This is a genomic window from Leptolyngbya sp. FACHB-711, assembly GCF_014695615.1.
In the GTDB taxonomy this organism is placed as follows: domain Bacteria; phylum Cyanobacteriota; class Cyanobacteriia; order Elainellales; family Elainellaceae; genus Leptolyngbya_A.
Genome location: NZ_JACJOR010000315.1, coordinates 1 through 12,286, shown reverse-complemented (window position 1 = coordinate 12,286; position 12,286 = coordinate 1). Strand labels below are relative to the sequence as shown.

Below are 12,286 nucleotides of genomic sequence, written 5' to 3'. Positions count from 1 at the left end.
TTGATGCAGTTCTTAAGAAAATCTGGGGTGGGTGCGATCGTTTCGACTTGTTACGCTTGCACCCACTTGCAACTAGATATTAGCATGTTATAGCATGGTAGCAACAGGTTATTTAATGCTTTAACTGAGATCTTTAATGCACAAAACAGGGCAGGAGATAGAATCCAGATGGCGAAACCGTTTCAAAACATGGCTTACAAATTCACCGTGACCCTGCCTGATGAAGTTGGGCAGGACTTGCAGAAGTGGGCGAAAGGCGAGGGCAGACCGACCGCCAATCTTGCAGCATTCCTGATTGAGCTAGGTGTGAAGCGCAAGTTCCCCGACAAATATCCAGAAATTGAACCTGGAAAGGGAAAGTGAGGCACGATCGCAATGACCAATGAAATCAGGGCGCAACGGGCGATCGTCCAGCTCGGAGATTTTCAGATCGAAGGCTTCATGCTGCCTGACGGCTCCTACCGGATGAGCCAAACTCAGGCGGCTGAATGTGTCGGGAAACCAGAGATTAACGCCCGACGCTTTTTAGACTCGAGGGCTATCAAAGCTTTACTGGGTGAAGGTTATACGCCCGACAGTATCGAGGTTGAATCGACTCAACTGCGAGGGCAAACCCGAATCAATGCTTTGCCACTGGCTGTAGTGACAGCGTATTGGTTCACTCAAGCTAAGCAGGGCAACGATCAGGCTGCAAGTCTTGTGTGGGCCATGCTGACCGAGACGTTAGAACGCAGGTTCGATCGTGCTTTCGGGGTTTCTCGTTCAGAGGACGACTGGGACCAGCGACTAGCCGAAGGCATCATTCGGCAACTTGAGAACGATGTTGCGTCCGCGCTGGCTGAGTCAGACATATCTCGCTATCGAGAGCGACTGCTAGAGCAACAGCTTCGAGATAACGGGATAGAGCCGTGGGCATTGCCAGGAGATGAGGAGCAAAGCGAGGGATGAAGACAGCTACCTTCTATTAAATTGCCAAGAATTTTAACATCTTGATTTCTAGGTTTAAGCATTTCAGCTAATATTAACTGGCTCAGTCTATACGGCTGTTTGAAACAAGAAGTATTTTTGAGATTCCTTCCCTTTATAGGTTCTACCATCTTACTGTCAACATTAATTCAAAACTAGGCGGCTTAGATCTTTAAATTCAGTTCTGATCCTTTTCCACGAAAAATAAGCTACTCTATACTTGACAAAAGACAATAACTAGGAGGAATAAGTGGTAGGGCGAAATGAACAAGATCTAATCAATGAGCTGAAACCGCTCTTCGACGATCCAGGTTTTGCTAACGCTTTTCGCTTCCTAGTTGAACAGGAGGCAAGCAAAAATGGTTCGTTCGAGAGAAGCCTCTTTGAGCAGCTTTTTCCGGAATTCTACGACTCCCTGGAAGAGTATGAGCAGGCAGAAGCCTATCAAGCGGAGCTGGATGAAAGAGACTGACCCGAAAGCGAGCCAATCGATCGACCAGTTAGCCGATCGGGTCAATCCTGACGGCATCCGGCACTGCTGGGGTAGGCATATCAAAGTAGCGTGAGGGCGATCGGCAATGAGAAAAATAAGTGAATCAGATGTAGACGAGTCAGAAGTTTTGGAATTGATGAACAGCAGGTTGCTAGTCCCTCGCCTTCCATCAAAAGGGGAGCAATTGGCAATTACTCTAACTTTGACTGAGAGAAACATTGCTCTGCATTGCTGGCTAAAAAAGCGGAATAAGCATCACGTTGTACCGGCAAAGCGAAAATTGATAAAGCTTTTGGAACCTGAAGTTGAGTATTTATCTCGCCTCGATTTGCTGTGCATTGTGTGCCATGCTCGCAGAATGCTAGTTCCTGAAGTTGAACTATCCTACAAAGATTGGGCAGAGTGGTTTCTCTGCATCATTAAGGAATTCCGGCAGGAAGTCGTTAACCAGAAGTTTTCGGATACAGATTTTTGGAGCAAGAAGGGGAATCACAAGGATAAGTTCATTAGGCTTCTGCAATTGCAACTAAGGCAAGTGCGAAACGGAGAAAACCCTTTCGATCCCAACGTTCCAGGGAATCAGTTTAAGTTCCGTCATTTTTCGCTACTGCTCAACGTAGCGATCGGGCTGGCTGAGAATGACAGAGAATTTGAGCTTCAGTTCTGGAAGCCGTTTCTGAAGGCTTGGGACGGAAGAATTAAGATGCTTCAAAGCCCCAGCTTCAAGCGGCACGAGGCGGATGGAGACAATGTTTACGTTCATTCAGGAGGAAGGCAAAAAAAACGGATTTTGTAACCCTCGCCCAGCAAGGTTTTCAGGCGTTTGCCACAAAAAAGTAAATTCCAGTGGTTGACGTGATATCAAATTAATAGTTGATTTACTCCCCGACTACCACATCTAGTAAATCAAAAGCGATAGTTCAACTCCCCGACTACCACATCTGGGCTGAACTATCGCCTTCAAAAAACAGAACGGTCTTTCGCAAATCAATCCTGCTTCCCAGGTAACTGGGGGCAGATCTCGATCATGAAAACAAATGTAGCAAAAATTTCCGCAACTCCGGTATCCCCCGAACCATCAAGTTACAGATCGCGCTGGCGCGCAAAAGCCCAGAAACTGCTAGCACAGCAGGCTGAGGGCAAACATCTCGATCGCCGCGAGCGTCAGATGACGCAGAAGTTCATCGCTTGGCAAGCTTTAAAGACAGAACGATTTGGCGGTTCTGCTAATTCAAGATTTACACCTCACCCTGGCGCATCTTCACGGCAAGGCATCCTGACATTGACCACCCACGAGGATGCCATGTCTTCAAAAGCAAAAAGGGGTGCCGCATGACCTGCAACCCCAAGAAGAAAAACTGCCCCGATTGTAACACAATCAGAATACAGAACGTAGTATATCTCCCACTAGACCGCGATCGGCTCTTGGATGAGCCCTGGAATCCTCAGGCATCAGCTCAGGTTGATTGGTGGGTCTGGTACTGCGATCGCGAAGGCTTGCAATCGGCGCTGGGGGTGGCAAAATGAGCACTCACCTAAAAGCAGATTTCGATCGCCTACTCTCTGCATTCAAGGCAATTGGCGAACTCAAGACCGAACTGGAGCGGCAGTACTGGCTTAGCCGGACGGCTGCATTTCACGGGCTGACACGGGCTGAGATGAGAAGACTTTTCTCTCTCTGGCTGCTTGAAACGCTGGAGGGGCAGCACAATGGCTAGTCTCTCTAAAGCTGTTCGGCTTAAGCGGGAGTGCCCGATCTGCGAGGGTGCGCGGCGTGATTGCCGAAAGATTACCTATCTGAACGGCGGCATAAGCTCGGAAGTCATCCATTGCCGCAGTGAGGACGCAAATCCGATCGGCTATACCTTCACACGTATAGACAGGTGGGGCTTTGGGATGTGGATCCGGGCTGAGGAAGCTGAAAAGCAACAGCAGAAGAATCAGCGTCCGGAGAAGCAGCAGCGCCAGGAACAGGCAAAAAACTTGCTCTCAATTCCCGATCGCAATCGGCAGTATAAAGCGGTTGCGCGACATTCAGGGCTGAGTCTGGAGCATCGGCGTAAGCTCGCAGATCGGGGGCTGCTGACGGAGCAAATTGAGGCGGCTTATTCCCAGTCGCTTCTGTGGACGTGGCAAGGCAACTCAGCCATTCCGGGAGTAACATCTGAGTTGCCCGGAGCTGATGGCAATGGTCGGCTGCGAAAATTCGGCTCTGGTTTAGCGATCGGTGTTCCGAATCAACTGGGACAGATTTTAGGGGCACAGATCAGGGCTGATAAAGTTTCGTCAGGTGGCAACCGCTATTTCTGGATTAGCAGCAGCAGCATCGGCGGCAACGGGATTGAACTGCCGTCCGGTGAAATTCCGATCGGCTATTACCTGCCTGTGCAGGAAACAGCCATCCGGGATGAAATCAACCTGGCTGAGGGATTCCTAAAGCCACACGTCATTGCTCAGAAGTTTGGAGTTCTCTGCCTGGGTGCATCTGGCGGCAACTTCCCATCCAGCTCGCAGCAATTAGCTTCCTATCTGAAAGCCGCAAGTCAGGCGACTGGCTCAAATGTTGTGGTTCTGAATGCTGATGCTGGCTCTGTCAAAAACGCTCACGTCCTGGAGCAATACCGACAAACTCATAATCTGGTGGTCCGTTTGGGCTATGAGTTCCGGGTGCGCTGGTGGGGGCAAGTCCAGAAGACCGCCGGTGATGCCGATGAGATCGACGCAGAAACCTTTAACAATGCCCAACTTCTGACGATCGAAGAATTTGAGGCGATCGCCCAACAGCATGAGCCTAAGAAGCCATCAGGCGGATTTGGGCAACTGGCAGAGCAACCGGCAAACAGTGAGCAGCAAGAACGCCTGCGGCTGATTCAGAAACGGCGGATTACCTTTCAGACGCGGTACTGGGAAATGCTGAAACGAGATTTCCTGCTGACTGCGACTGATGGGCGATCGATCGAATACTACGAGGGGTTCTGTAAGCAGTTCAGCCTGCACGCTCCCACCGTCCTGTTGCGCGGCTGGCTGGGATCTGGCAAAACAGAGGCAACTTTGCGATCGTTGCTGGCGCGGCGGGAGTATCTGAGCAAACAGATTCTCCTGATTGTTCCTCGAAATGGACTGGGACGGCAGACAGCAGCACGAGCGGCAAGGCTAGGATTCCCTGAAATTCGGCACGTTCAGGACGACAACAGCGAGAACCGGGACAAGCTGCGTCGGGGTGAGCCAGGGCTATACGTCCTCTGCCCTGATTCGCTCAAAGACTATGCCGTGGGCGAGGTCTGCTGGGCGGATACGATCGTCGTTCTAGACGAGTTTGCCGGGATGCGATCGGAAATCCTGAGCAAGTCTGCCGTCATGCCAGAATTTGAACGGCTGCTGTCTGAGTGCTGGCGACTGATCGCCGTCGATGCCTTCCTGAGTGATGCTGACGCTCGAATTCTCAGCCGATATCGCAAGGGGCAACGGCTGATTCTGAACCAGAAATTTCAGCAATCCCCTAAGCCAGTGTTCTGGTTGGAGCAACTCAACAAAAAAGGCATGGTTAGCCTGCGGCATGATGGGATCGCCTTCGCACTCATCGACCAATGGGCGGCAGAGGGAGTGAAGTCGATCGCCGTGGCATCAGACAGCCTAACCGCATTAAAAGCGGTTGTGGCTCGGATGAAGCAACATGGAATGGATGTTCACGTCTGCTCCAGCGAAACGCCAGAAGAAAATGCTTTGTTCATGCCCGACCCTGACGGCTATTTGCAGGCGAGTGGCATCAGCTCGATCGCCTTCAGCCCAACAGCTCAGAGCGGACTTGACGTTCAAACACACTTCGATAAAGGGTTGTTACTCTGCAGCGGTGTGCTGCCACCGCCGCAAATGTTGCAAAAGATGGGGCGGGCGCGGCAGTGCCAGGAATGGTATGTCTCGTGTCCGCGTTTTGTTCAGGACTCGCCTATTTCAATTCGGGCGCTGGATAACGATCGCGTGAAGCAGTGGGGGATTCAGCTTCAGGACGCATTCACAACCGCTGGTGTTCAGCACAGCGATCGGACGCATGGCTGGGGATTGTGGCAGAGTGCAGTCGATGAAGTAGCCCATTCGTTTAACAGCGAGTACCTGCAAATGCTGCTGGAGCATTTCTTTGAACGGGTTGAAACGCTGGAGATCAAAGACGCACCAGTGCAGGAATGGCGGGACGCGATCGAAGCAGTTAAGCAGGAAGATGCAAGGCAGCTCATCAATGGCAACCTGGGGCGGGGATTAGATCTGCTGAAAGCCCAGAAAGCTCCTGTCTTTAATAGCGAGGTCTGGGATGTGCGGCTGGCGCAATTGCACGACAAATACCCAGAGGTGGTCAATGACTTGATTGCGCTGGCAAACGATGAGGCGACAGACCAGGAGCAGCTAATTAACTTGGTGCGGATCTTCAAGTCGTCGCGGCTCGATCGAATCAAGTTTTGGGTCATGGCAACAGAGCCAAATGAACAGGATGACGGGGCAATTCTGGCGCTGCTGCGCGACAAGTTCACTTGCGCCAAGAGCGCCAAGCTGCGAGCGTTCCGCAATATCCGGTTATTCCGATCGCTCAACTTGGGACAGCTCGCCCAATGCAGCAGCACAACCGATGATGCCGTGGCAGATAGAACGCATTTCCACGCGGGATGTGAGAAGGTGCAAGAACTGTATGCGGAATTCCAGAAAGCGGATCAACTGCGGCAGTTCTTCCCACAGGTCGAAGATCTGTTCAGCTTTTGGGCGATCGTGCGTCAGTGTATGCGGTTTATGGGCTATCAGGGCTGCGGCAAAGCGGTCAGGGTGGCAACAGAGGAACTGCACCCAAACGGTTGTCACAAGGACGGCAGAAGACGCTACAGCAAATCGAAAGTTGTCTACATGAATGGATGGCTCGATATGGAATGTAGCGGTAACAAGCTGTTTCAGCAGATTTTCTGGGCTGACATTATCCCAGCGATTCGTAATCGACTATCTCTGGAACGATCGAGACGGGCAGAACACGCTACATCGCCACCAGAAGAACTGATAGCGGCATAGGGCGATCGTCCAAATTAGATTAGAACTGTTTACCCCCCAGAAATAGGGGCGGTTTTCTGCTGCTTGGAAATGCTGAGACTGTTCCACAAAGGGCATTACACATGATTTCTCTACAAATTGTGGTAGCGGTTTCAGGCTTTCACCAGATTTAGGGCGGCAGAATTAACGCGAACAGCAAATTATTGTCCAAAATAGATGTACTAAATCTCGTACTACTCATTGCAAAAGGGATCGATTGCCCAGTGTGTAACAGCCCTTATATAGATTCAAGACCTTCATATAGCGCGGCTTACACACCTTAATGAGTCCGCAAACTGGAACAACTGCATGGATGAATCAGAAGCACTCCGGCTGGAGTGCATCAGCCTAATCAACCAAATCGCCCGATCGCCCTACAACATCAAGCTTTTGTTATCGGCGCGGGCAGGGCTACAGGTCGTCGCCGGGTACAAAGCACATCGATCGCAGCAAATGCGCCAGCGGATGCAAGCTAAATTTGGTAGATGATTGATGGTTGTGGAGAATAGCCGATGCCACGCTGGACAGTAGAAGCCCGTCAGAAGCAGTCTGAACGAATCCGGCAACTCAAGCCTTGGAAACGATCGACGGGTCCGAGAACTCGATCGGGCAAGCGTCGATCGAGTCAGAATTCGCTGAAAACTGGCGAACATACTCAGTTAGCAAAACTAGAGCGCAGTCTTGCCCGATCGCTAGGCATCAGCCTGCATGGCTTGCGAGTGCCAGAAATAGATTATGCAGCGATCGATTCAGCATGGGCAGATTTTTTCCGCACTGCCGATTTTGAGGAAGAAACGAACTAGATGAAAGTACCACACAAGTACCTTAACGATCGCCGGAGTGCCCATCCTACGAGCTTTTTCGGTTTTCGCTTTGGTGATCTAATGGTTGTTACATGTAAAGTGTCACATCGCAAAACGAACTAAACAAAAGGTAATTGTTTGGTATCAGTCCGATCGCCAGAATCCCGACTCTACAAAGGTTTGCGTTTTGCACCTTTGGCATATTGCGATCGCAGTTTTACACCGCAGAAAGTGCAAAAAAGTGTAAAAACGCGCAGATAAAAGGGGGCGATCGACTGTCCTAGGGGAAGTGTTGTAGACATGGGAAAACCTGAGAGCTTTTGCGCTGATTGCCTAAAGGTCTAATACCTTTAGAAGATTATCTGATTAACGCCTAAAGCTCTAACGCTTTCCTCAAGTCCTCAACATTCTGAATCGAATCCCAGTCAACGTCTGATGTCTTCAGCAAGTCGATCGCGACCTGGATTAGATGCTGAGGGTAGCAGCGCTCAGCAGGGGGCACTGGCTCATCATTGTTGCCGCGAACCTGCCGAGCGGTGTCGGCTAGCCATTCCTGCTGTTGCTCTCGAATTTTGATGTTCACAGTGATCAGCTTGTCTTGCTTCTTTGCCTTACTACTTACAGTTTTAGCGGTAGTTTTGGGCTTCGGTTCTGGGCGTTGCTCTAGCTCCGGTGGTTCCGGTACGGGTCCAGTTGGTGTGGTGCTAAAATCCCTGAGCTTCCCCATTCCCCCCATACGTAACTTGCTCATGCTTTCACCTTCCAGATCTTCAACAGTTCTTTGCCCAATGACTTGTAGGCGATGGCTCCGGGCGATTTCGGTGCATACTCCAGCACCGGCTGCTGCTGGGCGATCGCCTCTGCCACTGCAATATTTTCGGGAATAACGGTATGCAGCAATCGATAGTTAAAATCTTCTGCTGATGTCACCAGCAGGTCATCTGCCTCCCTGGTCAGCACCAACGATCGCTTATACCTGCACCGCAAAACCTCGATCGGCTTGTCCGGGCTATCGTCACGAATGAGCGAGATTGCCTCACTTAGTCCCTTTAACGCGGCTGGCTCGCAGAGAGTCGGCAGCAGGACGCGATCGGCTGCTAGCACTGCCTGAACCGATATCAGTCCCAGGTTAGGGGGGCAGTCCATCAAGCAAATATCAAAGCCTAAAGGTCTAATACGTTTAAGAGATTGGGTGAATATTTCAGACTGAGAAACGAGGCGAAACATTCCCATATCGCCGGGAATAATGGACAGGTTTTTAACCTGCGTCTCCAGCGGAGCGCTCGGCTTATCTCTTGCCAGCCAATCGATCGCCGTAGGAGTTTTGCCATCCATTCCCAAACCAAAAGAAAGGGTGCGCTGTCCATCAAGATCGATGACTACAGTTTTAAGCTTCGACCTAGACAAAGCTGCGCCCAAATTCAACACCGTGGAACTCTTGCCCGTTCCCCCTTTCATTGCCCAGCAAGCGATCGTCAACATGATTCTCTCCAGGCATAGACAGGAGAATCATAAGCCTAATAAGGGTTATTCAGAGTAACCCTTAAACCTCTAATACCTTTAAACCTTAAAGCTTTAATTACTTAAGCAGTTGAGCGCAATTGTATCGTGGTTTGCTGCTGATTCCTCACCCCATGGGCAGCGAACTACAAGCTAAAGTTTTCCATGAACCCCCCGGAGATTCCATATCTCTTTGAGTAGTCGTAGGTGGAAAGCCTTTTCATTTAGTTTTGGGGATAATCGGTGCTTAAATTCCGACTGAAATATGGAGCCGAAGTGTGGGTGAACTCGATCGACCCTAATGAAAGCGCAATGATCGAGTTTTCAGGAAATCAAGATTGGGTTGAAATCATCCGTGATCAGCTCAAGCGGCAGTACGGTGCGTTTGGGCATTTGATCGGCACTTCTACCACCCCGATCGATCTGGCAGCCGCGCTACGAAGCCCTGGAATGGCAAGATTTCAGCCAGAACTAATCGAAGGTGCGGAACTGGTAGAACGATACGATCCAAAGATCCCTAAGGATGCCGTGACCTGAGCTAGTGGCGAGGCATCCTGAAACTGTTGCAAACCGATCGCCCCTTATGCTTCCCCTTCTCCCTGAACAAGTAGAACTTTACTCAGCCAAGTAAGGACAATAAAGTAGAGGGAGCTAAGCGTTGAGGAATAGAGAGTTTAATGGTTACTTCAAATAACAGCTTTAACAGAGCGCAAAATCTAGGAGTTTTGCAGTCGGGGATAAAGACCATTGGCGAATCTGCAAATCAGAGCGATCGGGTGGATTTCTTCAGCTTTAGAGTCACAAATCGCAGCAGATTGCAGGGCGGGTTGCTCGGGCTTCGCAGCGACGTTAACGTGACCCTGTTCGATCGCAATCGTAAACGCATTGCTGTCTTTAATAACGTTGGTAAACGGCGCGAAATCATCGACGCAATATTGGAGCGAGGTCGCTACTTTATTAAAACGACTCTCCGTTCCGGTGAAACTCGCTACCGCCTCTCACTGTTCGCTAGTCCCCTGGCTGCCCCTGATCCAGCAACAGCAAGTTTTGTGGGCTTAACCACCGACAACAGCCTGGCTTTTTTCAACAGTAACAATTTATTAAACGTGACAAGAATTGGCGTCACCGGACTGCAGCCGGGTGAAAACTTGCTGGGCATCGATTTCCGTCCCGTAAACCGTCAGCTCTTTGGCTTGGGCAGCAGCAGTCGTCTGTACCGCATCGATCCTGCAACAGGAGCCGCCACCGCCGTCAATGCTCAACCGTTTGAGGTTCCGCTGAGCGGCAGCAGCTTTGGCTTCGACTTCAACCCCTCGGTCGATCGCATCCGGGTCGTGAGCGATGCCGGGCAGAATTTGCGCCTGGTTCCAGATACGGGAACGGTTGTCGATAGCAATCCCAATCTGCCGGGGGTTCAAGCTGATTCGAACCTGAATGGTGCAACCACGTCGATCGAAACCACAGCTTATACCGACAATTTCTTTGGCGTCGCCCCGATTACGCCGCCTGCTGCGACCACCCAATATACGATTAACACTGTGACCGATCAGCTATTTATCCAGAATCCGCCCAATGCCGGAACTCAAACGCTTGTTGGACCGCTGGGCGTTGACTTCAGCCTGAACACCGGGTTTGACATCGTCACCCTGCCCGTAACCGCGACGACTGCCGCCGTAAATACTGCCTTTGCGTTATCGAACAACTCGCTGTACATAATTAATTTGACGACGGGTGCAGCAAGTCTGCCTGGTGAGGTGCGCGACAACCGAACAGCACTAAACTTTAGAGGGCTGGCAGTTCGATCCTAAACCGCAGACAGGGCAAGGCGTAACAGTAATAGTGGCAAATAGTAGCAGTGTTTCGATCCCTGGTTTCAGGCTGAGTTGAGCCAGGGATATATTTTGTCAATTTTAGTCAGCTCCTTTGACTTCCGCTGATATAGCAGTACGGATTAGGGTAAGGACCGGGCGCAGGGGTGGAGCCCCTGGCTAAGGGCAACGCTCCCAGACCCCTCCTCCTAATGTCCTAACTTGCTGGCGTAAAGCTATAGCCCTGTTTCATCACTCTAGGCAGAGGAAAAGCGCTGAGGAGCCAAGTGAGGCAACCAGCCTGGAAACTGGTTGATCTGGTCAATTAGGCTCATAAACCCATGTCCTAAATCAGGAATGTCAAACACTGCTAACCAAGACTTGATGGAGCAAAAGTAGAGGAATGGTTGAATCAGCAATTGCACGTTATTGAGCCGCCGTTTCCAGCCTTGTGGCTCATTCCAGTAACGATGCTGACGAAACCGAGTAAGTAAATCTAATTGACCTTCATCAAGTACAGCGGGTCGCTCATTTCCTAAACCCCAAAATTGTAAGCTCACCATCAAGTATGCGCTCGAAACAATCTCCCACCACCGTTCAATCTGTGCATAGTGTGTCACTCGATAATCTGCCCAGCCTAATTGGTCTTTACACTGCTTGAAGCCATACTCAATCCAAGTTCTTAGACCGTATAGGTTGCCAATCTGGTTCGCATGATCTTGCTGACCTTGCAGATGACTCATCACCTGCCAAGTGCTGTTCTTGGGTAGCGTCACTGGGTCATTGGTTAACGTCCAATAGCGCCACTTCAATCGCCGACCAAAGATGGTTTCTTGGATATAGCGCTCCTCGGTTTTTCCAGTTGAGAAGGTACGCTCAAACCGTTGCCAGTCGCTGTTAACAGGTTCTTCATCTTCACTCATCCACACCCCATGATTCGATCGAATCGCCACAATCCACGGCAGGTTCAACCGATCAAGCAATTCCACGAACGGGTGGCTCTCTCCATATAAACTGTCCGCCAAAACTAACTCAATCTTGAAGCCAAACTCGACTAATTCCTCGATAATAGTCTGCGCTAATTGCAGCTTCGTTTGATAAACATCGTCTTCTTTGAGTCGCTGCTTGGGCTTAAACACTTTGAATAGCAACGGAAAGGTGAATTGACCCGTAATACCGTAGGCATTGACCGAAACGATACCATTATCAATCTTGCCTAAGTTGCCAATGTACTGGCGGTCTACATAATCGGTCGTTTTGCCTTTTTTGCGGTCGCCAGTTTCGTCAATGACAAGCGTGATACTTTGACCTTTGAGTTGCTGTAGAACCAGGCTCAATCGTCGTTGTTGTAACGCCACAACTGACCAAGGTGATGCACTCAAGCAGTGATGTAAAACTTGGTCGTTGGCTAAACCAACAGCCTTCGCAATCGCGGGTAACGACTTGCGAGGGATCTCACTGATCAGGCCCAGATGCAGAAACTTGAATGCCTCGAAACTACGCACATCGACAAACAGATCTCGGTAGACGGCGCAGTAGTTGTCGATGAACGTGACGGTAGTGACTGCTTCACGGGGTGCAACCATTGCCCTGGCTCGCCTTCAGCAAACTTGTCCCTATTTTACTCCTTCTAGAGTGATGAAACAGGGATA

The 12,286-nt window shown here is 50.4% G+C and carries 15 protein-coding genes; 10 read left to right on the top strand and 5 right to left on the bottom strand.

What is annotated here, in order from left to right; genetic code table 11:
* The first annotated feature begins 168 nt into the window (after window positions 1-168).
* The 3 genes from H6F80_RS12720 (at window position 169) to H6F80_RS12710 (ending at window position 1,438) form a co-directional block, all read left to right on the top strand.
* Window positions 169-363 carry a ribbon-helix-helix domain-containing protein gene (locus H6F80_RS12720; RefSeq protein WP_199296539.1) on the top strand — a complete coding sequence of 65 codons (195 nt, stop codon included), beginning with the start codon at window positions 169-171 and terminating at the stop codon, window positions 361-363.
* A 12-nt stretch (window positions 364-375) separates the two neighbouring features.
* Window positions 376-948: a hypothetical protein gene (locus H6F80_RS12715; protein WP_190791915.1), complete on the top strand. Its 573-nt coding sequence runs from the start codon at window positions 376-378 to the stop codon at window positions 946-948.
* Window positions 949-1,216: 268 nt separating this feature from the next.
* Window positions 1,217-1,438, top strand: a complete 222-nt coding sequence (locus tag H6F80_RS12710) for a hypothetical protein (RefSeq protein WP_190791914.1) — start codon at window positions 1,217-1,219, stop codon at window positions 1,436-1,438.
* Window positions 1,439-2,063: 625 nt separating this feature from the next.
* Here H6F80_RS12710 and H6F80_RS12705 read toward each other — a convergent pair.
* Window positions 2,064-2,222: a hypothetical protein gene (locus tag H6F80_RS12705; protein ID WP_190791913.1), complete on the bottom strand. Its 159-nt coding sequence runs from the start codon at window positions 2,220-2,222 to the stop codon at window positions 2,064-2,066.
* Window positions 2,223-2,486: 264 nt separating this feature from the next.
* Here H6F80_RS12705 and H6F80_RS12700 point away from each other — a divergent pair, with 264 nt between their 5' ends.
* The 5 genes from H6F80_RS12700 (at window position 2,487) to H6F80_RS12680 (ending at window position 7,326) form a co-directional block, all read left to right on the top strand.
* Window positions 2,487-2,795, top strand: a complete 309-nt coding sequence (locus H6F80_RS12700; protein ID WP_190791912.1) for a hypothetical protein — start codon at window positions 2,487-2,489, stop codon at window positions 2,793-2,795.
* 187 nt (window positions 2,796-2,982) lie between these two features.
* Window positions 2,983-3,177, top strand: a complete 195-nt coding sequence (locus tag H6F80_RS12695; protein WP_190791911.1) for a hypothetical protein — start codon at window positions 2,983-2,985, stop codon at window positions 3,175-3,177.
* Entirely contained in the window at window positions 3,170-6,505 is a 3,336-nt protein-coding gene (locus H6F80_RS12690; protein ID WP_190791910.1) for a DEAD/DEAH box helicase family protein, read from the top strand. Before H6F80_RS12695 ends, H6F80_RS12690 begins: the two co-directional genes overlap by 8 nt.
* Window positions 6,506-6,832: 327 nt before the next feature.
* A complete protein-coding gene (locus H6F80_RS12685) occupies window positions 6,833-7,012 on the top strand; it encodes a hypothetical protein (RefSeq protein ID WP_190791909.1) in 180 nt (59 codons plus the stop codon).
* A 23-nt stretch (window positions 7,013-7,035) separates the two neighbouring features.
* A complete protein-coding gene (locus H6F80_RS12680) occupies window positions 7,036-7,326 on the top strand; it encodes a hypothetical protein (protein WP_190791908.1) in 291 nt (96 codons plus the stop codon).
* A 170-nt stretch (window positions 7,327-7,496) separates the two neighbouring features.
* Here H6F80_RS12680 and H6F80_RS30375 read toward each other — a convergent pair whose 3' ends face one another.
* From H6F80_RS30375 to H6F80_RS12670, 3 genes are all read right to left on the bottom strand, one after another.
* Window positions 7,497-7,628 carry a hypothetical protein gene (locus H6F80_RS30375; protein ID WP_277879139.1) on the bottom strand — a complete coding sequence of 44 codons (132 nt, stop codon included), beginning with the start codon at window positions 7,626-7,628 and terminating at the stop codon, window positions 7,497-7,499.
* A gap of 71 nt (window positions 7,629-7,699) precedes the next feature.
* A complete protein-coding gene (locus H6F80_RS12675) occupies window positions 7,700-8,077 on the bottom strand; it encodes a hypothetical protein (protein ID WP_190791907.1) in 378 nt (125 codons plus the stop codon).
* Window positions 8,074-8,808 carry a ParA family protein gene (locus tag H6F80_RS12670; protein ID WP_190791906.1) on the bottom strand — a complete coding sequence of 245 codons (735 nt, stop codon included), beginning with the start codon at window positions 8,806-8,808 and terminating at the stop codon, window positions 8,074-8,076. Before H6F80_RS12670 ends, H6F80_RS12675 begins: the two co-directional genes overlap by 4 nt.
* Before the next feature lie 261 nt (window positions 8,809-9,069).
* Here H6F80_RS12670 and H6F80_RS12665 point away from each other — a divergent pair, with 261 nt between their 5' ends.
* Both H6F80_RS12665 and H6F80_RS12660 read left to right on the top strand, forming a co-directional pair.
* Window positions 9,070-9,363 carry a hypothetical protein gene (locus tag H6F80_RS12665; protein ID WP_190791905.1) on the top strand — a complete coding sequence of 98 codons (294 nt, stop codon included), beginning with the start codon at window positions 9,070-9,072 and terminating at the stop codon, window positions 9,361-9,363.
* Window positions 9,364-9,503: 140 nt separating this feature from the next.
* A complete protein-coding gene (locus H6F80_RS12660; RefSeq protein WP_190791904.1) occupies window positions 9,504-10,634 on the top strand; it encodes a DUF4394 domain-containing protein in 1,131 nt (376 codons plus the stop codon).
* A gap of 257 nt (window positions 10,635-10,891) precedes the next feature.
* Here the strand turns inward: H6F80_RS12660 and H6F80_RS12655 are convergent, their stop codons facing one another.
* Window positions 10,892-12,220, bottom strand: coding sequence for an IS701 family transposase (locus H6F80_RS12655; RefSeq protein ID WP_190791903.1), 1,329 nt, complete (start codon window positions 12,218-12,220; stop codon window positions 10,892-10,894).
* Between the last annotated feature and the right edge of the window lie 66 nt (window positions 12,221-12,286).

Excerpts from the sequence above, each read along its gene's own strand:
- H6F80_RS12700 (WP_190791912.1), top strand. The coding sequence starts at position 2,487 with ATGAAAACAAATGTAGCAAAAATTTCCGCAACTCCGGTATCCCCCGAA.
- H6F80_RS12720 (WP_199296539.1), top strand. The coding sequence starts at position 169 with ATGGCGAAACCGTTTCAAAACATGGCTTACAAATTCACCGTGACCCTG.
- H6F80_RS12695 (WP_190791911.1), top strand. The coding sequence starts at position 2,983 with ATGAGCACTCACCTAAAAGCAGATTTCGATCGCCTACTCTCTGCATTC.
- H6F80_RS12690 (WP_190791910.1), top strand. The coding sequence starts at position 3,170 with ATGGCTAGTCTCTCTAAAGCTGTTCGGCTTAAGCGGGAGTGCCCGATC.
- H6F80_RS12705 (WP_190791913.1), bottom strand. The coding sequence starts at position 2,222 with ATGAACGTAAACATTGTCTCCATCCGCCTCGTGCCGCTTGAAGCTGGG.
- H6F80_RS12715 (WP_190791915.1), top strand. The coding sequence starts at position 376 with ATGACCAATGAAATCAGGGCGCAACGGGCGATCGTCCAGCTCGGAGAT.
- H6F80_RS12655 (WP_190791903.1), bottom strand. The coding sequence starts at position 12,220 with ATGGTTGCACCCCGTGAAGCAGTCACTACCGTCACGTTCATCGACAAC.
- H6F80_RS12660 (WP_190791904.1), top strand. The coding sequence starts at position 9,504 with ATGGTTACTTCAAATAACAGCTTTAACAGAGCGCAAAATCTAGGAGTT.
- H6F80_RS12675 (WP_190791907.1), bottom strand. The coding sequence starts at position 8,077 with ATGAGCAAGTTACGTATGGGGGGAATGGGGAAGCTCAGGGATTTTAGC.
- H6F80_RS30375 (WP_277879139.1), bottom strand. The coding sequence starts at position 7,628 with ATGTCTACAACACTTCCCCTAGGACAGTCGATCGCCCCCTTTTATCTG.
- H6F80_RS12670 (WP_190791906.1), bottom strand. The coding sequence starts at position 8,808 with ATGTTGACGATCGCTTGCTGGGCAATGAAAGGGGGAACGGGCAAGAGT.
- H6F80_RS12680 (WP_190791908.1), top strand. The coding sequence starts at position 7,036 with ATGCCACGCTGGACAGTAGAAGCCCGTCAGAAGCAGTCTGAACGAATC.
- H6F80_RS12685 (WP_190791909.1), top strand. The coding sequence starts at position 6,833 with ATGGATGAATCAGAAGCACTCCGGCTGGAGTGCATCAGCCTAATCAAC.